The sequence below is a fragment of the Stappia sp. P2PMeth1 genome (assembly GCF_900185735.1).
Taxonomy (GTDB): domain Bacteria; phylum Pseudomonadota; class Alphaproteobacteria; order Rhizobiales; family Stappiaceae; genus Stappia.
The window spans coordinates 14,779-35,704 of the sequence record NZ_FYAW01000006.1 but is presented as its reverse complement, the minus strand read 5'-3'; the positions used below and the strand labels follow the sequence as shown (position 1 = coordinate 35,704).

The following is a 20,926-nucleotide window of genomic DNA, read 5'->3' as shown; positions in this document are numbered from 1 at the left end:
CTCGTTGGGCAATCTCACGCCCAGCGAATTTGCCAGCAATCTGGCACTGGAAAAACAGGCCGCTTAGGGCCAAACATCAACCCAAGGACTCTCCGTAAAACCGGAGGGGACTTGGGGCTCAGGTCACCGCGATCGACCAGTCTGCTGACAAGGACGAGGCCGTTGCAGCGCCACAGAACACCTCTCGTCCCCGCCGGCGTGGCAAGCCGGTTCTGAACGAGCACGTTCTCACTGAACGCCGCACCCTTGATCCCGGCTCAGTGTGCCCAGACTGCGGCGGCGAGCTGCGCCTGGTTGGTGAAGACGTCTCGGAGATCCTCGATCTGGTTGCCGCGCAACTCAAGAAGATCGAGATCGCCCGGCCCAAAAAATCGTGCCGCAAATGCGAAGCCATGGTGCAGACACCGGCGCCGACCCGCCCGGTGGCCCGCGGCATGGCAGGTCCGGGGCTGCTCGCCCACATCCTGGTCAGCAAATACGACGACCATCTTCCCCTTTATCGCCAAGGTGAGATCTTCACCCGTATGGGCGCCGATATTCCGCGCTCGACACTGATCGACTGGTGCGGTCAGGCGGTTGGCGTGCTCAAGCCTCTGGTCTCGCGTATTCGCGACCATGTCTTTGCAGCGGACCGGCTGCATGCCGACGACACACCCGTGCGGGTTCTCGATCCCAAGGTGGCGATTGCTTCGGGCGGCGCCAAACGCGCGGTCAAAGAGGGACGCATCTGGGTCTATGTCCGTGATGACACCCCGTTCGCCGGCGACGACCCGCCGGCGGCCACCTATCTGTTCTCACCCAATCGTAAGGGCGAGCACCCGCAAAGCCATCTGGCCGGGTTCTCCGGGATCCTGCAAGCCGATGCCTATACAGGGTTCAGGCAGCTCTACGAACCAGATCCCATGACTGGTGAGCAGCGTATCCGCGAGGCGTCGTGCTGGGCGCACTTGCGGCGCGACTTCCATGACGAGTGGACATCGAGCAAATCCCCCATTGCGCTTGAAGCCATCAACCGCATCGGCGTGCTCTACGACATCGAACGGCGCATCACCGGATGTTCGGCCCAGGAGCGCCTCGCTGTCAGACAGGCCGAGAGCAAGCCGGTCGTCGACGCGTTCAGGCGCTTCGCCGAGGATCAGCTCGAGCGTATCTCGGGCAAGAGCGATGTAGCTAAGGCCTTCCGCTATGGTCTCAAGCGCTGGACATCCTTCAGCCTATTCCTTGAAGACGGGCGCGTGGCGATCGACAACAATCCCGCCGAGCGCGCCATTAGACCCATCGCGCTCGGAAGAAAAAACTTCCTATTCGCCGGCTCCGATGCGGGTGGGGAAACGCTCGCCGATGCGATGACCATCATCGAGACCGCCAAACTCCACAACCTCAACCCTCAAGCCTACCTCGCCGATATTCTGGCCCGCATCAACGATCACAAGATCAATGCACTCGATCAACTGCTGCCCTGGCATTGGCGGCCAGCCGAAACTGCATCAATCGTCGCTGCGGCATAAACCGGCCGCTTACCATCGGACGGCCAGTGCTGACGATTGCCATCGATGTTTGCACCAGAATGGTCGCGGGTTTCCATTTGTCATTGGCAGCCCCATCGAGAACGTCGGTTGGCCTTTGCCTCCTGCATGCGGTTTACGACAAAGCAGCATGGCTAGACGAACGGGGGATTGATATTCCTTGGCCTGTCGCCGGACTGCCAGCTGTTCTTCATTGCGACAATGGCGCCGAATTCAGATCGCGAGCGCTCGCCGACGCTTGCAAGGAATATGGCATCAAGCTCCTGTTCAGACCGCCAGCAACGCCCCGCTTCGGCGGACACATCGAGCGGCTGATCGGAACCATGATGGGAGCTGTTCATCTGCTGCCTGGCACAACGTTCAGCAATGTGAAGATCAGGGGTGACTACGATTCCGAGGGTCGTGCGACCTTTACATTACGCGAACTGGAAAAGTGGATCGCACTGGAAATCGTAGGCAAATACCATCAGCGTATCCACGCCTCACTATTGCGCCCTCCCCTGGCCGTGTGGCGCGAACGGCAAGGTGAAGTCGATTTCGACCTACCGCCAGACCGGATGGCGTTCTGGACCAGCTTTCTGCCTGGTGACCGGCGCCGCTTGCTGAAGGACGGCATTCATCTGGAAAAGATTCGCTACTGGTCGGACGCCCTATCACGTGATGTCGGCCGGGGTGCTGAGCTTGAGATCAAATATGATCCACGAGACCTTTCTCGAATATTCGTTCGCCAGTCCGACGGCCGGTTTGTAGAAGCGCGGTACCGAAATCTCGCATATCCGCCCGTCTCATGGTGGGAATGGAAACATGCCAAGAAAAGGCTTCGAGGCCAAGGACGGCGTGAGTTGCAAGAAGATGTTATCTTTGCAGCGATCGCAAAACAAAGGCAGATTGAAGACATTGCCGCATCCTCAAGCGCAAAAGCGCGCCGGAGTGCTGCTCGAAGGCCTACTAAACAGGACCAAAAGGAAAGCGGCCACGTTACGGCTATAGATTTGGCGAAACCGATTTATTCAGATGACGACACGGAATTTTGGGATTGATGATTGAACTCCTGCATTTGGCGTCTGGCGCCGCGGTACTTGCCAACTCGCCAAACGAAACACGGATTCGTGCAATTCGATCCGATCGTTGGGTCGGCTTTGATCGCGCTCGTCGGGTTCTTCGGCATCTCGATGGGCTTTGCGACCATCCGCCATCAACGCGTCCGCCGGGCCTCGCGATTTATGGCCACAGCGGCATGGGCAAGACGATGCTCGTGGAAAAGTTCAAGCGTGATCATCCACCAATCATCGATCACAGTACCGGTGTGGAAAGCATGCCGGTCCTGGCAATTACGCTGACATCACGCCCGACAGAACGCAGGATATACGGTCAATTGCTGATGGCCATGGGAGCCAGCATCAATGAACGCCTGACACTCATGGAACTTGAGATCAGGACCGTCCTCCTCCTGAAAAGCAACAATGTTCGTGTTCTGGTATTTGACGAGGTCCACAATCTTCTTGCTGGAACCCCGAGAGAGCAGCGCGTGATCCTGCAGCTGCTGCGATATCTTAGCAATGAGATCAAAGCTTCGCTCGTCTGTCTTGGCGTTTCCGAAGCCCGCGACGCGATTGCCGGCGACACTCAACTGGCACGACGCCTGGATCAGTTTGTGCTGCCAAGATGGAAGGCGGATGAGGAATTCCAGGAACTGGTGACGGCGATCCTCCGAAGTCTACCGCTCAAACTTCCGTCCGCATTGTCCAGCCAGAGTTTGCGACACCTTTCCCGCCTCGGCGACGGCATAACCGCTCGCGTATTCGGGATACTGAACGAACTTGCAATCGAGGCGATCCAAGACGGCACAGAGCGGATCACCGATGAAAACATCGAATCCTGGAAGCCCGCTTTGGAAAAAGAGGCAGCATTCGCATAGCCAACGAAACGTTACACCTCAATTGAGACTCAGGCCGTAAAAGTCTCAATTGAAGTGTAACGTTTTTCCAGAAATTGTCCGAGTCCCAGTTTGAAGTGTAAATCGACAAGATCGGCTTGTTCCGCATCAGTCTGCGAACTGACCGAGACGTATTCGCCTGCGGCCATGGACATCGCACCGGCCACGAGGCCAGCCAGCCCCGCGATCAGGACCTCCGGCTTTCCCGATCCTGCCGCGGCGACGCCGACCACGAGGCTTGCCGTCGAGACGAGCCCGTCGTTGGCGCCGAGAACGGCGGCCCGCAGCCAGCCGATGCGATGCACCATGTGGATTTCGGAATGCGAGAGGCGGCTCATGGCGTGGCTCCTTGCGCGATGTCGTCCTGCCCGGAGGAGACAGCCTTTGGTTTCGGAGGGGTGGGTTCATGGGGCGCGATGCGCAGCGCACGGAGGGCGTTCAGGATAACTGCAACGTCGATGACCTCCTGCAGGAGCGCACCCTGCACCGGAGTGAGATAGCCGAAAGCCGCCGCGATCATGCCCATGACCGACAGCCCGATCCCGGCGACAACGCTTTCAACAGCGATGCGCCGCGCGCCGCGCGCGATCTCGATCCCCGGCCCGAGCCGGTCGATACGGTCGACCAACAGCACGACGTCTGCCGCCTCCGCCGATGCAGCGGCCCCGCGTGCGCCCATCGCGACACCCACATCGGCCGCCGCGAGGGCCGGCGCGTCGTTGACGCCGTCGCCAACCATCATCACGGGCCCGCGCTTGCGCTCGGAGAGAACCAGCAGAACCTTCTGGTCGGGCGTGAGCCCGGCGCGCAGCCCGTCGAGGCCAAGCCCCTCGGTCACGCGCTCGGCCACGTCGGCGCGGTCGCCGGTGGCGAGCAGGATTCGCGCGATCCCCTCGCCGCGCAGCCCGTCGAGCATGGCGCCCGCGCCGTCGCGCAGGGGATCGGACATCACGAGATGCCCCGCCATGCGCCCGTCGACCGCGACCGCGACGAGGACCGACCCGGCGGCAATGGCCGAATGATCGCCGGGCCTCCGTCCGACGCGGGAGGCGACGAAGGCATCGCCGCCGACGATGACCTTCCGGCCCTCGACATGGCCCACGACGCCTTCACCCGGGATCTCAGCCACGTCCGACGGAACCGGCAGCGTGAAGCCGCGCGCCTTCGCGGCCGCAACGATGGCCTGCGCCACGGGGTGCTTGGACGCCTGGTCGAGCGCCGCAGCGAGGCGCAGTATGTCGTCCTCCGCCATCCCGTCGTGGCTATCAATCGAGACGATCTGCGGCCGGCCGTCCGTCAGCGTGCCGGTCTTGTCGAGGATCAGCGTTCGGATGCGCGCCATCGTCTCGAGCGGTCCCGCGCCCTTTATCAGCACCCCGAAATGCGCGGCACGCGACAGCCCGGCCACCAGCGCCACAGGCACGGCCAGGATCAGCGGACAGGGCGTGGCGACGACGAGCACGGCGACGGCCCGGATCGGGTCGCCGGTGAACCACCATGCAGCGAAGGCAATGCTGACCGTGACCGCCAGAAACCCCAGCGACCAACGGTCGGCCAGCCGCGACATCGGCGCCTTCGAGGCCTGCGCCTCCTCGACCAGCCGGACGATCCCGGCATAAGTGCTGTCCTTGGCTTCTCTCGTCGCCGTCAGATCGAACGCCTCGCCTGCGTTTGTGGAGCCGCTCATGGCTTCGGCGCCGTGGGCGAGGCGCACTGGCAGGGACTCGCCCGTCAGCGCGGAGGTGTCGACGAAGGCCGTCTCCGAGGCCACCGTGCCGTCCACCGGCACCACGTCGCCCTGACGGATCAGGAGGCGGTCGCCGGGCGCGATGTGGTCGAGCGGGATCTCCTCCAGCCCGCCGTTGCGGTGGCGGGTCGCGGTCCGCGGCACGCGGGAGAGGAGGTCGTGCATCTCGCGCCGGGCGCGGCCTTCGGCGAAGGCTTCGAGGAATGTGCCGCCGGAATACATCACCGCGACCACCGCCGCGGCGAGGGTCTCGCCGAAGACGAGCGCCGCCGACATCGACAGCGCTGCGACGATATCGAGGCCCACCTCGCCGGAGCGCAGGCTGCGCAGAATCTCGACCACGAGTGCAGCGAGCGCGGGAACGACGCCGGCGATCCAGATCAGGTTCGCTGCTTCGGGTCGGCCGGAAAAGTAGAAGGCAAGTCCCGCAATCAGGCCGGTCGCGGCAATGAGCAGGATAGCGGTCTTGAAGCGGTCGGTCCGTGTCGTTTCCATGCGGCTCATCTCCCCTCGGCTGAGGCGATTGCCGCTGGCTCTTCGGAAAATAGTCGTCCGACTCCCACGCCCCGTGCGCTGGCATCATCATCGCGCAAGAGAAACAGGGCGTCGAGCCCGCTTCGTCTTGCGAGCGCAGCACCTTTGTCCGGCCCAAGCACCATGAGGGCCGTCGCCCACGCATCGGCCTCGGCACAGGTGCGGGCCACGACGGTGACGGAGGCCGGCGACGCGATCAGCGGCACTCCCCGCATCGGGTCCATTGTGTGCGACAGGCGGCGCCCCTGCACCTCGACCCAGTGACGGTAGTCGCCCGAGGTGGCGACGGCGGCATCCTGCAGCGCGAGGATCGAATGCGGCGTCCGGCGCTCGGCGTCCGGCGCCTCGACCGCGATGGTCCACGCCTCACCGTCCGGCCGGAGGCCCATTGCACGCATCTCTCCATCGATCCCGACGAGGGCATCGGAAATCCAATGATCGCGCAGCGTCTCGGCGAGCCGGTCGACGCCATAGCCTTTGGCGATGCCGTTGAGGTCGAGCTTCAGGACTGCGGCCTTGCGCACGCGGGCGTCGTCCATCTCCAGCACCTCATGTGCCGGGCGGCGCGAGGTTTCCATCGCGGCGCGGATGCCATCCGGCGCGGCGGCCTCCGGTCCGAAGCCCCAGGCTGTCACCGCATCGCCCATGCCGATATCGAAGGCTCCGCCGGAGGCACGCCCGATCTCGAGGCCGAGGCGCAGCACCTCGGCGAGACGGGCTGGAACCGTCACCCATTCTCCCACCGGCGCCGCATTGAGCTGCATCAGGTCGCTGCCCGGGTTCCAGGTCGACATCTGTCCGTCCACCTCGTCCACAGCCGCCTGCAGCGCCGCGCGGATCGGGGCCGGGTCGAAGTCCGGCTCCGCGAAGAATAGCGCCGACCAGCGCGTGCCCATGGTCGCCCCATTCAGGGCGTGCCTCGTCAGCTCAGTAGACATCTTCGACATACCGCCCCTCCGCCTTCAGGACCGCCGGCGTCAGCCCGGAGGTCGCGAGGATCTCGGCCAGCGCCTCGGCCACGCCGGCGGCCATGTCCCGTCCGCCGCAGACCATCACGCGCGCGCCATTGCGGATGAGCTCTGCGACCTGAGTGGCCTCGCTGCGCAGCGCGTCCTGGACGTAATGGGGACGCGCCCCGCGCGAGACGGCCGTGACCAGCCGGCTTACACGCCCTTCGTCCTGCCATCCGGGGAACTCCTCGCCGTAGAAGAAATCGCTATCGGGATGGCGCATGCCGAAGAACAGATGGATCGGCCTGCGGCGCGTATTGCCGCGCACAAAGCCCGCGAGCGGCCCGATGCCGGTCCCTGCGCCGATCAGGATCAGGGGCGCCCGGCTTCGGCCCGGACGGAAGCCGGGGTTGGGGCGCAAGAAGGCGCTCACCGTGTCGCCAGGTTCCAGCGCTGTGAGCTGACCCGAGCAGAGGCCGCCGGGAAGCTTCTTGACCACGATCTCGATGAAGCCGTCGCGGCGTCCGGAGGCGAGCGAGTAGAGCCGCGGGACGAGACTTCCCTCCGGAAGGACGCCGATCAGGTCACCGGCCTCGAACCGCGCGAAGCCGTCGCCTCGCAGCCGTTGCCAGAGTGAGACGTGCGGAAGCGCGAAACGGAGGATCGCCGTCGGGGCCTGCACCTCGGCGCCGTAGTCGCGGCGCGATACGAGGGTCAGCGTCTCGGTTTTCGGCAGAACCGGCTGATGCGACAGTTCGAGCGCAATGCCGAGAGCGTCTCCCAGCGCACGGCCCCAACGGGCGAAATCCTGCGGCGATTGCCGGTCGATTGTGTCGAGCGGCAGAAGCTCGGGCCAACCCTTCGCCTGCGCCGCTGCCGCGACGTCCCTTGCGAAGGCGCAATAGGCCGGAAAGCTGCGGTCGCCGAAGCCGAGCACCGCCAGAGAAATGTCCGGCGCCCGGTCGGAAGCGTTCAGCCGGTCGAGAAAGCCCTTCGCCGAGGCGGGCGCCGCGCCGTCGCCATAGGTTGCGGCGAGCAGGATGATCCGCTGGGCCGTAGCGTAGCGTTCTGGCGCGAAGGCCGACATCGGTGCTGTGTGCACCTTCTGCCCGGCTTGCGTCAGTGCGGTGTGGAGCGTGGCCGCAAATCCCCAGGTGCTGCCGCCCTCGCTGCCGACGAGCAGGATCGTCTCGGCACGTCCCGCGGGCTGATTGCTTCGGATGCGCGGCCGCCCCCTCCGTCCCGCGAGCCAGACGACAACGCCAGTCACGCCCATGGCCGGGACGCCGAGCGCCATCAGGCCCAGAACGAGGCCAAGCGTCGCCGCACCCTGTCCGGTGTGCAGCATGTAGATGGTTTCCGAAACGCGTTCCCACCCGGTCAGGTCAGTCCAGGCCAGCAGCGCCCCGGTGCCCTGATCGAGATACCCGGTCCCACGGTCGGTCTTCAGCGTGAAGACGTCCGTAGCGTCGCCGGGATAGGGAAAGCTCAGTTCGCGCAACTCGGCGACGGGCGTCTGCTGCAGCGTGGCCATCCGGTCCAGCGCAAACCCCGTCGCTCCACTGACCTCGGTCGGTATGGCCGGGATGGCGCCGCCATCCGGCAGGAGATCGAAGGTCGACGCCGTCATCCAGAGGGCGGTCGTGGAAGACAGAACGAAGCCGACGACGGCGATCCGGGCGATCTCGACGTGCAGCCGCCCGGCAAGCGGTCCGCGCAAGCGCGCGAACCAGTGTCGCCAGCCGCCCGCCCGCCGCGCGACCAGCGCCGCGCCGGAGAGCGAGAGGATCAGCATCGCGGCAGCCCCTGCGGCCGTGGCGATGCGCCCGCCGTCCCCGAGGAACAGCGAACGGTGAAGGTTGGTGAGCCAGCGTTCGGCCTGGTTCGGGTCGGCCGAGGCCACGCCTTCACCCGTCGCCGGGTCGATCACGGCGGCACCCGGCGCGCCCTGATCGAACCAGTAGGCAGTGATCCGACCGGAGGGCGACCGCCGGATTTGCTCGACGCCCGGATAGACGGCCTCGATGCGGTCCGCGAGGGCGGCGACCGTGAGCCCGGTCTCCGGCTGCGGGGCGGCAAGCCGTTCGGCCGCAGGGAAGACCGACAGTGCCGCGCCACTCAGCGCGAGGATCGTGACGAGCGCGAGGGCCAGAAGACCCGGCCAGCGATGGAGTGCACGGATCATGGCCCCGATCCTCACATGTCGTAGGCGAAGCTGGCGATGTACCGGCGGCCGCTCACCGGCGTGCCCGCGCCATCGGTCGTGAGCGGCACCGCCACCTCGTTCGGACTGTCGCGCATGTCCTCGACGGCGGCGTCAATGTGCAGCGTGTAGCCCGCGTCGAAGAGCGCGTCGGCGAGGTCGAGCGTGATCTCGAGCGTGCGGCCCGCGCCGACGCTGGCGCCGGTGATGCCGTTGACCTGCGCAGTGTCGCCGCCGGTGGCTCGGTACCAGTCGCTCAGATGCTCGTAGTACTTGGACTTGCCGCCAGCCATCCAGAGACTGCCGACATAGGCGCCCGAGGTGTCGGTGACGTAGAGCGCGAGATAGGCCCCGTCGCCGCCGTAATTGTTGAGGGTCGTGGTGAGCGTCACAGGCCTCGCCATGGCGAGGCCGGGGAGCGTCAGCGCGGTGGTGAGCGCGAGCGTTGCAAGAAGCGATTTCATCGGGTTGATCCTTTTTGGAGAGGAGCTCGAGAGCGGTTCAGTTCACCTGAACCTGCGGCGGAGCGCCGTTCCCGAAGAGGCCGTTCTGCGGAGGGGCGACCGTGCCGGCGGGCGCTGGATTGCGAGCGCCACCGCGGCAGTCGTCGTCGTCATCGTCGTCGTCGCAGTCATCGTCGTCATCGTCATCGTCGTCGTCGTGGCCGCGACGAGAACCGTCCCGCCAACGGTCGTCATCGTTGTCGTCATCGTCGCTTGCGAGAACGAGCGGCATCGCTTGCGGGGCGTCATCGAAGAGAGCGGCGACGGACCGAAGGACGTCGGGCGGGGATTGCATCGCGCTCCAGGCGGGGACGCCGATCGCGGCGGTCAGCGCCGTGGACGCGACCAGAAGTGTCAGGGTCTTCTTCATGGCAGGGTCTCCTTTTGTCTGCTGGAGACAATCTGGAGATCCGACCTGAGGGCTTCCTGACGCGTCGGCGATTCCCGCTTCAGCTTGCCGTCAGGAAGAAAAGGCCCCGCGGGTGAGAGCGGGGCCAAAAGGCGCAGGCGAGAGCCACACGGCTGGCGTGGCGATGTGACAGGCCCCTACTCAGACGAATTCGAACTGCTCGAAGCGGACCCGCCGCGGCATCTGGCCCTGTGCCTTCAGGCCCTTGAGGATCCCGTCCTTCAGGCCGGTCGGGCCGCAGAACCACAGATCGGCATCCTTGACCGCGAACGGCGCCGCGCCGATCAGGCGCTCGGCCGTGAGCCGGCCATCGCGCGTCGTGACGACCACCTCGAAACTGAACCTCGGGTTGCGGGCGACCGCAGCGCGCAGCGTCTCTACCCCGATCGCGTCCTCTTGCGTTCGGACACAATGGACGAGGTGAATGTCGCGCCTCTCCGCCTCGGTCAGGCTTTCCGCCCAGGCGAGGAAGGGTGTGATGCCGATACCGCCGGCGAGCCAGATCTGGCGCGCACCACCCTTGCGGAAGTCGAACCGTCCATAGGGGCCCTCGATCTGCACGCGCGTCCCGGCGCGGAGCGCCCGAGGCAGATCCCGTGTCCAGCCGCCGAGGGCCCGGACCGAAAACGCCAATGTGCCGTCAGGACGCGGGGCACTGGCGATCGTGAAAGGATGAGGCTCGGACAGCCCCGCCTCCGGCGCACGGACGAAGGCGAATTGCCCCGGCCGCCACCGCATGGCCCGCCCCTCGGGGCGGAGGGTCACCGTGGTGGTGTCCCCGGTCTGGCTGATCTCTGTGATGGTGAACGCCCGACGCCGCAGGCGTGGGGCGATCAATTCGGTATAGATCCACGCGATCACTCCGGCGATGCCGAATGTGTTCAGAAGCATCGAGAGCGATGGATCTACCCCCGTCGGCATGTCGACGAAGAACTGGTGAAAGACCACCATGGCAAATAGGGCGCCCATGAAACGATGGCTGAACCGCCAGATCTGATAGGGGATTTCCAGCCCGATGAAGGGCAACCGCCGGAACCAGCTGACAGCAATCAGCGCGAGAAGCGCGTTGAAGGCGAACTCGCCCGCCTCCTCACCCAGTTCACCAAGGCCGGTTTCACGAACTGTCCGCTCGAAGTCCGGCTCGATCTGCTGATGCAAAATCATCAGAACCATCGCGGAGATGCCCAGCCATTTGTGGACCCGGTACATGCGGTCGAGTCCGCCGAACAATGGCTCCACCAGAGGCGGCCGTGCGGCGAGGATCAGGGTCTGCGCCATTGCGACGACCGCCGCGGCCCCAACGGCAATGCCGAGCGCGGCATCCGCGCCATAGGGCGAATAGCTGTTGAACCCGAGCAGTGCGGCCAGCAGGCATGGCAACGCCACGAGCAACGGGCCCATCATGGGCAGTGTCGGAAAGCCGGGCGCCGGGACATCACTGGCGCGATGCACTGCATCAGTCATCGTCGCCTCCCTCTCGGTCCCGGTCGCGCCGATCGCCCTCGTCGTCCTCGTATTCGAACTCGATCACCTGCAGCGTCGCCGGATGAACGGTCACCTCGATCGGGCGCCCCCCGGCGTCCCGGCCGTCAATCTCGTAGCAGCCGTCGTCGATCTTGATCCGGCGCACCGTCCAGCCGTTCTCCTCGGCCAGACGGGCGACGGCGTCGCGCGGCTGCCAGTCGGCCATCGGCACGAAGCAGTCGTCGTCAGCCAGCGCGACACCGGCCGGAAGGACCGCGAGAAAGCCGAGAATTGTCAATGTCTTCTTCATGGGCCAAACTCCTCGCTACGGCCATCGTGACGCAATTCATGCGCGGCGAAGCTGACGGTAGCCTGAAGGGACGTACCCCGCCGCTTCAGCTTCGTGTCAGCCAGACGGATCATGGAGGGTCATCGCAAGAGGACGGGGACGAGCATGCGCATCCTACTGATTGAGGACGACACGGTGCTGGGGGCTGCGGTGCGCGACCAGATCGCGGCCGATGGGCAGTCGGTCGATTGGGTGATGCGCCTAGATGCGGCCGGCGACGCTGTGAAAACCACGGCCTATGACCTGATCCTGCTCGACCTCATGCTGCCGGACGGTCGCGGGATCGGCTTCCTGAAGAGCCTGCGCGCGCGCGGAGACGTAACGCCGGTCATCATCCTGACTGCGCTCGACCAGGTGTCGGACCGGATCGAGGGGCTGAACGCGGGCGCCGACGACTATCTCGTGAAGCCCTTCGATCTCGCTGAGTTGTCCGCGCGGATCGGGTCTGTCGCTCGACGCTACAGCGGCAACCCGAACCCCATCGTCACACACGGGCCGCTGGACATCGATCTCTCCGCCCGCAGCGTCCATCGCGACGGCAAGGCGGTGCAACTGACCGCAAGGGAATGGGCGCTGTTCGAAGCCTTTCTCGCGCGCCCCGGTCAGCTTCTGTCCAAGGCGCAGCTGGAGGAAAAGCTCTACGCCTTCGACGCCGAGGTGGAGAGCAACACCATCGAGGTCCATGTGAGCCGCCTGCGAAAGAAGCTCGGGAGCACGGTGATCGAGACCGAGCGCGGCATGGGCTACAGGCTGGGCCGTCCATGAGATGGCCGGCCAGCCTTCAGGGCCGACTCGGCCTGTCGCTCGGCCTGGCGCTAACGGTGTTGTGGCTGGTCGCGGCGACGGTGACGGCCGTCATCGTCAGGGGCGAGCTGGACGAGGTCTTCGACAGCGCTCTGCGAGAGACTGCGGAACGGATCCTGCCGCTGGCCGTCACCGATATCGTCGGGCGGGAAGATCAGGGCGTGACGCAGCGGCTCGCGCCCATCCGGGAGCACGACGAGTTCTTCACCTACCTCGTGCGGGATGCCGAGGGGCGCATCCTGCTGCAATCCCACGCGGCCGATGCGGCGGTATTCCCGCCCTGGGACGGACCCGGGTTCCGGCAGACCGCCACCCACCGGTTCTACAGCGACGCAGCGCTTCAGGACACGATCCGGATCACCGTGGCCGAGCCGCTGGCCCATCGCGCGTCGGTCGCGCGTGAGATCCAGATGGGCCTCGGCCTGCCGCTGCTCATCATGCTGCCGATCGCGCTGATGGTGATCATTCTTGCCGTTCGCTTCAGCCTCGATCCGCTGCGTCGGTTCCGCGCTCGGCTGGAGGCGCGCGGCGCCCGCGACCTGTCGGAGGTTCCTGCCGAGGGGCTGCCGATGGAGATCAGTCCTCTGGCCAAGACGCTCAACGGCCTTCTGGCCCGCTTGCGCGAGGCGTTCGAGGCCGAGCGCAGCTTTGCTGCGAACGCGGCTCACGAGTTGAGAACGCCGTTGGCCGGCGCCCTCGCTCAGGCGCAGCGGCTGAGGGCGGAGACACAGGAGCCGGCCACCGAAGCGCGGGCCGCCGAAATCGAGGCGATGCTCAAGCGCCTGACCCGGCTTTCCGAACGCCTCATGCAGCTTGCCCGGGCTGAAGGCGGGCGTCTTCGACAGGAACAACTGTCGGATCTGCGCCCCGTGGCCCGCGTCGTGACCGATGAGCTGGCGAAAACAAGTGTTGAACATCGAATTGTTCTGAGCCTGCCCGACGTGCCAGTGATGTCGGACCTCGATCCCGACGCATTCGGGATTCTGTGCCGAAACCTCGTCGAAAACGCCCTTCGGCACGGAGCCGGAGATTTGGCTGTCCAGGTGACGCTGACTGCGGACGGCCGCCTTGTTGTCGCGAACGATGGTCCCGTCGTGGCGCGCGAGATGCTCGACCGCCTGACGGCACGCTTTGAACGGGCGAACGCAAGCACCGATGGCAGCGGGCTTGGCCTAGCCATCGTCGCGGCCATCGCGAACCGGATCGGAAGCTCTCTCGTTCTGAGATCGCCGCGGCCTGGTGCATCTTCCGGTTTCGAGGCATCACTCATTTTGCCGACCGATAGCCCCGGGTTCGGCGCCGGGCGCGACGCGTAATCCGCGACAAGTGCCGGAGGATCAGCACACCCGCGCCTGTTCCCGCAATACCGCGTAGTCGCTCATCATCTCCGCGATCGCCGAGCCCTCCAGTAGAAGACTCCGCTCCGTGGCCGCCGGCGCCCATCCCAACCAGAAACGACAGTCGCGCAGCCGCCCCAAAGCTCAATGATCCACATGAGGCACTAACCGGACCAGCAGTTCTTGGGAATTCATTTGAGACTACCCAACGACCGGAAGGAGGGCGCAAACCAGTCACAGGATCCCCCACGCCCGATACCGCCCTCGCCCCGTCATCTCCCGCACGCCGAGCTCGCTAACCAGGTTCAAGGCCCCGCGCGGCGTGACCTTCGCGGCTTTTGCAACCATATGAGCAGACACGATTGGCCGCGAAAGGAGAAGATCAATAGCAGTAGGGAGACTGCTCGTTGAGCGCTTGCCAATCGCGCGGCGCTCTAGCTGACGCTTGGCGAGTGTCAATCGATCGATGTCCTTCATTCCGGCGGCGGCAACTGCGTTCATCGCGTCGAGGTAAGCAATCAGCCTGGTCGTCCGATCACGGGCTCGCCGACGCTCGCGCGGTATGTCACGCAGCCCAACCGCATAGGCCAGCAGGTGAGACCGCACTTTTCCGCGCGATCGCAGGAAATCCGAAACGAGCACCTGCCCGAGCCAGTGCTGGCGCTGTAGGGGTTCGAGATATTCCCATGCATCCCAGAGAACCGCTGCGGCGAGTGTGGCCGGAAGCCCTTCAACCTTCTTGACCAGATCGAGCCACTCGCCGATCCGCTCGCCCTCATCCCAATCCGGATCGCGAATGACCAGCTCTCCGACGCTTGTTTCCGATACCCGCTTCCTTTGTTCGACAGCCGCATTGCCATTGACCAGCCATTGGGTGCGAGCGAGTACCTCGTCGATCTCCGCCAGCTCGGGCGATAGTGCATCGTGATCGACTAAGTCGAGCTCCACTCCCTCCCCTCCCCTATCGGCCGGTTCGGCTTCGGCGGAAGGTTCCTCCGCGACGCCAGCCAGCGCCATGATCCCCGCCCGGGAAATCGACCAGCCGGGATCGTTCCGTGACACGCGGCGCCGCGCCCGGACAATGCGGTGCGCAATAACAAGCTCATGGCTGGGCGCCCGAATGTCCATCTGTGCATCGTGGAGAACCAGGTCCTCGATATGGACGAGTTCGCCGCCGACCCACATACTGGAAACGGAATCGAAGAAATCTGCCCGCTTAGAAAAGCCCGGTCCGACCTCCGACCGGGCCACGCGCTCATCAAGCCGGGCAAGCGCGTCCTCCGCGGCCGCGATCGGCCCCAGGAGGGTCTCATGGGTCAATTTTCCGATTTCATAAGCCATTGAAAACACGGTGATTCGAATTCGATACGGAAGCTATCATGCGTTTCGCTTCTGTCACACCGGTAATTTTCTGGCGCCTCTATATATAATGAGCGCTGCGGCCTTCAGGATTGAACAAGGGACACGGCACTCAGCGCTCAGATCGACGAGAGAGCCTGTTTTTCCGGGGTTTTTGGAGCGTTCGGTTGTCAGAAAGGCCCTCAAGAGACGTTTACAAACGATCCTTTATCTGCAACTTCTGTATTTGGAAATCTACCCTCCCTACTCTCTCAGGCGTTGCAAATGGCCGCTGACATGCAAAATCGTGCTTCCCGTCGACCACAGGGCCGGCTTATCGGCTATGCGCGGGTGTCGACGGACGAACAGGCAACCGAAGCGCAGGAAATGGAGCTGCGTGCGGCCGGTTGCGAGACGATCGTCCAGGAACACGGGTCCGGCGCATCACGCGCGCGCCCTGCCCTGTCCAGGCTCCTTAGCGATATCGGCAGTGGCGATACCCTCATCGTTGTCCGGATCGATCGCCTGGCGCGATCCGTCAGCCATCTTCTCGAGGTCATCGAGGGGCTGACAGAAAAAGGCGTGCATTTCCGGTCGTTGCGCGATCCAATCGACACGACGACGCCGCAGGGCATGTTTTCGCTGCAGGTGCTCGGCGCCGTGGCGCAACTGGAGCGTTCATTGATCTCCGAACGCACCAAGGCCGGGATAAAAGCCGCCAAGGCCAAGGGGCGGTTGCCGGGCAATCCTGGAATACGCGAGCGCCGGCCGGAAGCGCTGGCTAAAATGACAGCTGCGCAGAAGGCCGCTTACGGAACACGCATCCAGGCATCGGCAAACCAGTGGCTTCCGACCGTGAAGCGTCTGCGGCCCGATCATACTTGGGACGATGTCGCCCGCGTGCTGAAGCAGCGCGGCCTCGATTGGACGCCGGAACGCCTTCGTCGGGCGGTGAAGTGGCTGGTGGCCGAGGGCATGGCTGATAAAGCCCTGCTCCGCAAGTCACCGCCTCGCCTGCCGGAAGATCGCCTGATGACCCTGGTTGCCGGCATTCATTCATCCAATCCCGGCCTGACATTGCGCGAAATCGCCAGCCAGCTCGAGCGACTTCATGAGCGCACACCGCGCGGCGGAAGAAAATGGTCGCCTTCCTCGGTCAAAAACCTGCTCGATCGCGCCAAACGATCCGGGCTTTTGCCAAGCAAGACAGTGTAATCTCTGGCTAGACCACGGTCGGTGTGCCGCCTTCGCCAAGAAGGACCATATCAAGCATCACCAGAAACTGCCGGGCTTACCCGATGACAGCCCGAAGTCCTGGCAATCATCTTGCGGATGGTCTCGATCGTCGCCTCAGCGGCTGGAGTAGATCGCGGCAGCCTGCGCCTTGCTGGCGACTTCAAGTTTTCTGAGAATTTCCGCAACATGGTAGTCAACGGTCCGCTTCGAAGCGCCAACGATGACTGCTATATCCGCGTTGGATTTTCCATGCGCCACCCATTGCAGGATATCCATCTGCCGTGACGAAAGCCTGCGCAAATGCTGGAAGCCGGCAATGTCAGCGCCCGGAATTCCCAACACCGCCGCCCGGGTGACCGCGATCTGTCCAAGTATCTGGATAGCGTATGCATCGCTTCGGCTTCTGGGGCCGGCAATGAAGGACAGGGCGGTTATCGCACTCAGCGTATCCGCGCGCTGATCCAGCGGTGCCGTCGCGCCACTCACAATCCCCGTACTGGCGATGTACCGTCCGTAAGCTGCGTGCTCAGCGGAGGAACTCCATTGCGCGGGCGTCCACGCCATTGGCGCGGTGGGTCGCCCAGCCAGTTCAAGCAGGGGGTCCCTATCTACCCATCCTTCGTCAGCGTAGCGCGCCAGATCCTCGTTGCTCCAGCTCGTGATAGTCGGCTGGGACATGAACTCGCGACGATCTTTCTTTCGGAATGAGAGGTTGTAGCTCTGGAACCCGAAGCGCTCGACACCCAGTTGCAAAGCCAGCTGCAGTTCCACCGCCGAATTCGCCGAACAGATTGACATGACGGGCTCGGCGAGACGCTGCACCACACTCTCCGTAAACAGTTAAATTTATTCAATTCCTCCCTATCACTATTTTACATCAGCTTGCACCAATTGAAAACTGTTCAGGTGACGAGGAGTGCGATCCGGCAGATCAAAATAATATCGGCTCATATTTACGCTCGGGTGCATCTCGGGCGCACGTCGGGGAAAATCGCCTCCGGTCGACTTGTACGGGTTATGAGTTTTGCAGCGTCATCATGAAGCAATCGGGGTATTCGCAACTGGCGCACTGTGGCTTGAGCAGCATCGATCTTCCCGATGACGCAACATGTCGGGATGATCTGGCGCTCCAGATTTCGGCAGTGCTGGAATGTCGTGACCCATCATCGGCCTATGAAATCGCCATCAGCCACATCCTCGTGGATCGGGCTGAATGCTGGGCAGCCCTGCTTCGGTTCGATGATCACGGTGACGCCATTTGCGTATTCTCAACTGATCGATTCATGGTTGGCCAGATGTGGAGCATCGAGGTCCCGGCAGCCACGCTGTTCGGGCCTAGATGTGGACCGGAAATGATCGAACACGAGGCCGTATCAAGCATATATGGAAGCCTGATTCCGGAACAAGACAATCCGGCGATCGCTTATCTGCCGATCGAGCACGGGAAGCATCGCTTTCTGCTTCTGCTGGCCGATGCCACCGGCGGGAAACCTATCCGCATCGAAACCGATCAATTGCCGGCAGTTACAACCCTGCTCGGCTGTGCGCGCATGACGGAGATGCTGCACGAGAGCGCTCGCAAGCAAGCAGAGTTGGAACAGCGTGTCGAGCACCTTCAGGCGCGCGAAGATGAGCTCCATTTCAAGGCAAACCACGACGATCTGACTGGTTTGCCCAATCCCAGCTTCACCAAGACGCTGGTTGAAAACCGGCTTTTTCAAAGAGGCCTTGAAGGAAGGCTGGCGCTGGCATTCGTCGATCTCGACGACTTCAAGCGCGTCAATGATACCTACGGCCATATTGTGGGCGATAAACTTCTGCGCAAAGTTGCCGAACGGCTCCGCGCCGGCATACGGGACTCCGATATCTGCGGCCGCATCGGTGGCGATGAGTTCATTATTTGTGTCGATGATCCTCTCCGGTCGATTGATGCGGAGAGAATATTCTCCCGCATTTCGAATGTTCTTCGACAGCCCTTCGCGATCGAAGGCCGGCAAATTTCCTGCTCTGCCTCCATCGGCGTCGCGCTCTTTCCCCGAAACGGCGTGGACTTCGAAACTCTTCTGCGGACAGCCGACGCGGCCATGTATCGTGCGAAAAAGCACAGAGACGGCAGCGTAGTAATTGAGGAATAGTCTACTTTACGGCCATTTGTGCTGACCCGTAATCCGAGTCACACCAGTCCGAGAGACTTCGCCAGTTCCCGGGTCGCGCCCAGAAAGGCACCCCAAAACTGGGCAAGGTGCCCCAGCCCCTTCGGGCGGCTACGGCCGAACTAACTCGCGAAAAGGATTTCCGCGTAGTCGGTCGCGCCGTGAAGGATGTGGATCACAATGATCCGCTCTCGCTGGACGCGATAGAAAATCAAATAACTGCCATGAACCCTGCGGCGAATGCCGTGGCGTTCATAGCGAGGCACCAACGCGAAGCCCTCCGGCGTGTCTGCCAGCTCCAGGCAGCTGGTCCGAAGCTCCTGAATGAAGGATAGCGCCCGCCGGGGATTGTCCCGCGCAATGTAGTCGGCGATCCGTTCCAGGTCGCCTTCCGCCTCATCCGAGAGTTCCACGATCATGCGGAGGGTTCTGCCTCTTGAGCCATAGCCTTGTACTTGGCCTCAAGTCGATCGAACACCTTCCCGGCCGGCGCGGTTCGGCCAGCTTCAGCATCGGCAACACCACGCATGATCGAAGCGTCCAGCGCAGCAAGACGTGTCTCTCGATCTTGAATCAGCCTGACGCCTTCTCGCAGAACTTCGCTCTTTGAGCCATAGCGGCCCGTATCGACAAGCTGCTTGACGTAGCTTTCCAGTTGTTTGCCCAGGTCGGCACTGATCATGACGTCACCTCGTTCCTGATTCCTTCCGAAAATGAGGCATTTAATAACTGTTATCAAGTCCTGATTGCACGGATGATGAAGATTTGAGCGTCACCCTTCGGGCCCGGCTCTCGGGAACCGAGCTAGCTTGAGGAGCTTTGATGGCCTTTCAAGGCGTCGCGGTCTAACGTCAATGGATGGCTTGATCGGCGCTACCGCTATCGCGCGCAACCTCACCCTTGCAACACGCAACATTTTGGATTTCCGCAGCTTCGAGATCGATTTCTACAATCCGAGGAGATCGGCACATCCTGCGGCTAGCTATTCTTCCATCCAATTCCACCCAATTGATCCGGCACCTTCTGTCAGGCGACGAACACAACGGGTTCACCGGTTCCGCTTTCGCAGGCTGTTCAGAAGCGAATCCGATACTTCGAGCCGTGGCCCGGGTCGCGATGTCACACTTTCCGCAGTTTGTGGGTGCTTCCCCTCGTCCAGCCGCGCCCGCAGCAGTGCCATCACCATCGGCCAGGTCGAGAATTTCCCTTCGCGTGCCTTGCCGGTCAGGCTGCGTAGATAGCCACCGGCGCTATTGATCTGGTCCGCCCGCTGATAGATCGCCGCAAGCGCAATTGCCGCCTGAACCTCGCCCATGGCCTCGCGAGCCTCGGCCCAAGCGCTCGGACTGACCCCCAGCATCGTTCGCACCAGTTCCGCTGCGGCCAGAAAGTCGCGCCAGTGGCGGATTTCGCCAGCCTGAGCAACTTCCCGCATATTCGGGCAGGCATCCAGCACGATGCTTAACGGCAAATCCCGTTTCGGCAAATCCCGTACGTTGTCGGTTTCCGCAACGCTGCCGCTCGCTTCTTCTTGTTCTCGAAAGCTATCTTCAGATTCAGAAATGGAGTCTGGTTTTGAATTCTGTATGTGGCGATCAGAATGAGACTCATTGGCGTTCAGTTTCTGGGTTTTTGCAAAGGATTCCAACACATCCCGGATTTCAGCGTGCTGTTCGTGAAGCTCGGCGCAAATGTCTTCGATGAGCTGCCTCGAGGCCGTACGGGGAAGCCTGGAGATGACGGTCTGGTAGGTCTGAAGCACCCTGCCCCAGTTCCCCGGCACTCTCTCCTCGATCCCGGCATCTATCATCTTGACGATATCGCGCCGTAGCAGCGTCAAACGCTCCCGGGCGACACGGAAGGCCTTCTTCTCGGCTTGTACTGCTTCTGCCAGATCACTGAATTCAGCAGCGCGAGCGACGATCGGCGACAGGTCAAAGCCATAGGCCTGCTCGATCTCCCCTGCCCTGCTGCGGCGTGCAAAGCGCTTGCCGTTCGGACTGTCTCTGCGGATGATCAATCCACATTCGACCAGAACGGCAAGATGCCGCCGGAGCGTCGCCGGCGAGATACCGTTGGCGCGGGCGATCAACTGCTCGTTCGATGGCCATACGATGAGCTCTCCGTCGGCTGAGAGTTCAGTTTCCCTATGGAAAGACAGCAAGGCGTTGAGGATCGCCAGCGAGCGATCCGTTGCGCCAAGCAGTTCGCGGGCTTCGCGGATGTCCTGAAACACCCGCCATTTATTGGCGACTGCCTCTTTCGGCATCGCCTTTGCTCTTGCCTGGCTTGCAATCTGGCCAAGCGTCATCGTTCGCCGCCCGAAGGGCGTCGTTGAGATATGCGTTTGCATTGTCCTTCACCTATCGCTAGGCAAAAGAAATCTGTCCGTCGAACTGAGGTTCAGCCGCCGTTAGGCCTTGACTGCGATTCCGGG

The 20,926-nt window shown here is 63.1% G+C and carries 18 protein-coding genes and 3 pseudogenes; 8 read left to right on the top strand and 13 right to left on the bottom strand.

The genetic code is table 11. The annotated features are described in order from the left end of the window. Positions 1-137 precede the first annotated feature (137 nt). The 3 genes and pseudogenes from P2PM1_RS01720 to P2PM1_RS01710 all read left to right on the top strand — a co-directional run. A pseudogene (locus tag P2PM1_RS01720) lies at positions 138-1,508 on the top strand (IS66 family transposase); the annotation flags it as partial. 26 nt (positions 1,509-1,534) lie between these two features. Further along, positions 1,535-2,566 (top strand): Mu transposase C-terminal domain-containing protein, encoded by a 1,032-nt coding sequence (locus tag P2PM1_RS01715; protein WP_186397948.1) that lies wholly within the window; start codon positions 1,535-1,537, stop codon positions 2,564-2,566. Continuing rightward, positions 2,566-3,444: a TniB family NTP-binding protein gene (locus tag P2PM1_RS01710; RefSeq protein WP_244301382.1), complete on the top strand. Its 879-nt coding sequence runs from the start codon at positions 2,566-2,568 to the stop codon at positions 3,442-3,444. The genes P2PM1_RS01715 and P2PM1_RS01710 overlap by 1 nt, the downstream gene beginning before the upstream one ends. A 107-nt stretch (positions 3,445-3,551) precedes the next feature. Here P2PM1_RS01710 and P2PM1_RS01705 read toward each other — a convergent pair. From P2PM1_RS01705 to P2PM1_RS01670, 8 genes and pseudogenes are all read right to left on the bottom strand, one after another. Continuing rightward, a pseudogene (locus P2PM1_RS01705) lies at positions 3,552-3,800 on the bottom strand (VIT1/CCC1 transporter family protein); the annotation flags it as partial. Continuing rightward, a complete protein-coding gene (locus tag P2PM1_RS01700) occupies positions 3,797-5,704 on the bottom strand; it encodes a heavy metal translocating P-type ATPase (protein WP_174033613.1) in 1,908 nt (635 codons plus the stop codon). The pseudogene P2PM1_RS01705 and the gene P2PM1_RS01700, both read right to left, overlap by 4 nt. Before the next feature lie 5 nt (positions 5,705-5,709). Then, complete coding sequence (locus P2PM1_RS01695) at positions 5,710-6,690, bottom strand: FAD:protein FMN transferase (protein ID WP_174033612.1); 981 nt, start codon at positions 6,688-6,690, stop codon at positions 5,710-5,712. Further along, on the bottom strand, positions 6,671-8,878 hold the full coding sequence (locus P2PM1_RS01690; RefSeq protein WP_174033610.1) for a PepSY domain-containing protein: 2,208 nt from the start codon (positions 8,876-8,878) through the stop codon (positions 6,671-6,673). Before P2PM1_RS01690 ends, P2PM1_RS01695 begins: the two co-directional genes overlap by 20 nt. Before the next feature lie 11 nt (positions 8,879-8,889). Next, positions 8,890-9,360, bottom strand: a complete 471-nt coding sequence (locus P2PM1_RS01685; protein WP_174033608.1) for a DUF2271 domain-containing protein — start codon at positions 9,358-9,360, stop codon at positions 8,890-8,892. Positions 9,361-9,397: 37 nt separating this feature from the next. After that, positions 9,398-9,769, bottom strand: a complete 372-nt coding sequence (locus tag P2PM1_RS01680) for a hypothetical protein (protein WP_186397946.1) — start codon at positions 9,767-9,769, stop codon at positions 9,398-9,400. 180 nt (positions 9,770-9,949) lie between these two features. Further along, a complete protein-coding gene (locus P2PM1_RS01675; protein WP_208985163.1) occupies positions 9,950-11,272 on the bottom strand; it encodes a ferric reductase-like transmembrane domain-containing protein in 1,323 nt (440 codons plus the stop codon). Further along, a complete protein-coding gene (locus P2PM1_RS01670; RefSeq protein WP_174033604.1) occupies positions 11,265-11,582 on the bottom strand; it encodes a PepSY domain-containing protein in 318 nt (105 codons plus the stop codon). The genes P2PM1_RS01675 and P2PM1_RS01670 overlap by 8 nt, the downstream gene beginning before the upstream one ends. Before the next feature lie 144 nt (positions 11,583-11,726). On the opposite strand from P2PM1_RS01670, the gene P2PM1_RS01665 reads away from it, so the two are divergent. Then, complete coding sequence (locus P2PM1_RS01665; protein ID WP_174033602.1) at positions 11,727-12,386, top strand: response regulator transcription factor; 660 nt, start codon at positions 11,727-11,729, stop codon at positions 12,384-12,386. Then, the gene (locus P2PM1_RS01660; RefSeq protein ID WP_186397945.1) at positions 12,383-13,741 is read left to right on the top strand and encodes an ATP-binding protein; all 1,359 of its coding nucleotides are present in this window, start codon (positions 12,383-12,385) and stop codon (positions 13,739-13,741) included. The genes P2PM1_RS01665 and P2PM1_RS01660 overlap by 4 nt, the downstream gene beginning before the upstream one ends. 255 nt (positions 13,742-13,996) lie before the next feature. Here P2PM1_RS01660 and P2PM1_RS01655 read toward each other — a convergent pair whose 3' ends face one another. Further along, complete coding sequence (locus tag P2PM1_RS01655; protein WP_186397944.1) at positions 13,997-15,103, bottom strand: RHE_PE00001 family protein; 1,107 nt, start codon at positions 15,101-15,103, stop codon at positions 13,997-13,999. A gap of 282 nt (positions 15,104-15,385) precedes the next feature. Between P2PM1_RS01655 and P2PM1_RS01650 the strand changes: the two genes are divergently transcribed. Then, the gene (locus P2PM1_RS01650) at positions 15,386-16,315 is read left to right on the top strand and encodes a recombinase family protein (RefSeq protein WP_186397943.1); all 930 of its coding nucleotides are present in this window, start codon (positions 15,386-15,388) and stop codon (positions 16,313-16,315) included. A gap of 135 nt (positions 16,316-16,450) precedes the next feature. On the opposite strand, the gene P2PM1_RS01645 is transcribed toward P2PM1_RS01650, so the two are convergent. Then, the gene (locus P2PM1_RS01645) at positions 16,451-17,158 is read right to left on the bottom strand and encodes a LuxR C-terminal-related transcriptional regulator (protein ID WP_186397942.1); all 708 of its coding nucleotides are present in this window, start codon (positions 17,156-17,158) and stop codon (positions 16,451-16,453) included. A 254-nt stretch (positions 17,159-17,412) separates the two neighbouring features. On the opposite strand from P2PM1_RS01645, the gene P2PM1_RS01640 reads away from it, so the two are divergent. Further along, on the top strand, positions 17,413-18,471 hold the full coding sequence (locus P2PM1_RS01640; RefSeq protein ID WP_186397941.1) for a GGDEF domain-containing protein: 1,059 nt from the start codon (positions 17,413-17,415) through the stop codon (positions 18,469-18,471). A gap of 140 nt (positions 18,472-18,611) precedes the next feature. Here the strand turns inward: P2PM1_RS01640 and P2PM1_RS01635 are convergent, their stop codons facing one another. Beyond that, positions 18,612-18,908 carry a type II toxin-antitoxin system RelE/ParE family toxin gene (locus P2PM1_RS01635; protein ID WP_186397940.1) on the bottom strand — a complete coding sequence of 99 codons (297 nt, stop codon included), beginning with the start codon at positions 18,906-18,908 and terminating at the stop codon, positions 18,612-18,614. Then, on the bottom strand, positions 18,905-19,171 hold the full coding sequence (locus P2PM1_RS01630) for a type II toxin-antitoxin system ParD family antitoxin (protein ID WP_186397939.1): 267 nt from the start codon (positions 19,169-19,171) through the stop codon (positions 18,905-18,907). The genes P2PM1_RS01635 and P2PM1_RS01630 overlap by 4 nt, the downstream gene beginning before the upstream one ends. Before the next feature lie 142 nt (positions 19,172-19,313). Here P2PM1_RS01630 and P2PM1_RS25325 point away from each other — a divergent pair. After that, positions 19,314-19,445: pseudogene (locus P2PM1_RS25325) on the top strand (VapC toxin family PIN domain ribonuclease); the annotation flags it as partial. 92 nt (positions 19,446-19,537) lie between these two features. Here P2PM1_RS25325 and repC read toward each other — a convergent pair. Further along, on the bottom strand, positions 19,538-20,842 hold the full coding sequence (gene repC, locus P2PM1_RS01625) for a plasmid replication protein RepC (protein ID WP_186397938.1): 1,305 nt from the start codon (positions 20,840-20,842) through the stop codon (positions 19,538-19,540). Positions 20,843-20,926 lie beyond the last annotated feature (84 nt).

What these genes read in the sequence shown, in the direction of transcription:
- repC (WP_186397938.1), bottom strand. Translation starts at nt 20,842, where the DNA reads ATGCAAACGCATATCTCAACGACGCCCTTCGGGCGGCGAACGATGACG.
- P2PM1_RS01710 (WP_244301382.1), top strand. Translation starts at nt 2,566, where the DNA reads ATGATTGAACTCCTGCATTTGGCGTCTGGCGCCGCGGTACTTGCCAAC.
- P2PM1_RS01670 (WP_174033604.1), bottom strand. Translation starts at nt 11,582, where the DNA reads ATGAAGAAGACATTGACAATTCTCGGCTTTCTCGCGGTCCTTCCGGCC.
- P2PM1_RS01700 (WP_174033613.1), bottom strand. Translation starts at nt 5,704, where the DNA reads ATGGAAACGACACGGACCGACCGCTTCAAGACCGCTATCCTGCTCATT.
- P2PM1_RS01675 (WP_208985163.1), bottom strand. Translation starts at nt 11,272, where the DNA reads ATGACTGATGCAGTGCATCGCGCCAGTGATGTCCCGGCGCCCGGCTTT.
- P2PM1_RS01635 (WP_186397940.1), bottom strand. Translation starts at nt 18,908, where the DNA reads ATGATCGTGGAACTCTCGGATGAGGCGGAAGGCGACCTGGAACGGATC.
- P2PM1_RS01695 (WP_174033612.1), bottom strand. Translation starts at nt 6,690, where the DNA reads ATGTCGAAGATGTCTACTGAGCTGACGAGGCACGCCCTGAATGGGGCG.
- P2PM1_RS01685 (WP_174033608.1), bottom strand. Translation starts at nt 9,360, where the DNA reads ATGAAATCGCTTCTTGCAACGCTCGCGCTCACCACCGCGCTGACGCTC.
- P2PM1_RS01660 (WP_186397945.1), top strand. Translation starts at nt 12,383, where the DNA reads ATGAGATGGCCGGCCAGCCTTCAGGGCCGACTCGGCCTGTCGCTCGGC.
- P2PM1_RS01650 (WP_186397943.1), top strand. Translation starts at nt 15,386, where the DNA reads ATGGCCGCTGACATGCAAAATCGTGCTTCCCGTCGACCACAGGGCCGG.
- P2PM1_RS01630 (WP_186397939.1), bottom strand. Translation starts at nt 19,171, where the DNA reads ATGATCAGTGCCGACCTGGGCAAACAACTGGAAAGCTACGTCAAGCAG.
- P2PM1_RS01680 (WP_186397946.1), bottom strand. Translation starts at nt 9,769, where the DNA reads ATGAAGAAGACCCTGACACTTCTGGTCGCGTCCACGGCGCTGACCGCC.
- P2PM1_RS01655 (WP_186397944.1), bottom strand. Translation starts at nt 15,103, where the DNA reads ATGGCTTATGAAATCGGAAAATTGACCCATGAGACCCTCCTGGGGCCG.
- P2PM1_RS01665 (WP_174033602.1), top strand. Translation starts at nt 11,727, where the DNA reads ATGCGCATCCTACTGATTGAGGACGACACGGTGCTGGGGGCTGCGGTG.
- P2PM1_RS01690 (WP_174033610.1), bottom strand. Translation starts at nt 8,878, where the DNA reads ATGATCCGTGCACTCCATCGCTGGCCGGGTCTTCTGGCCCTCGCGCTC.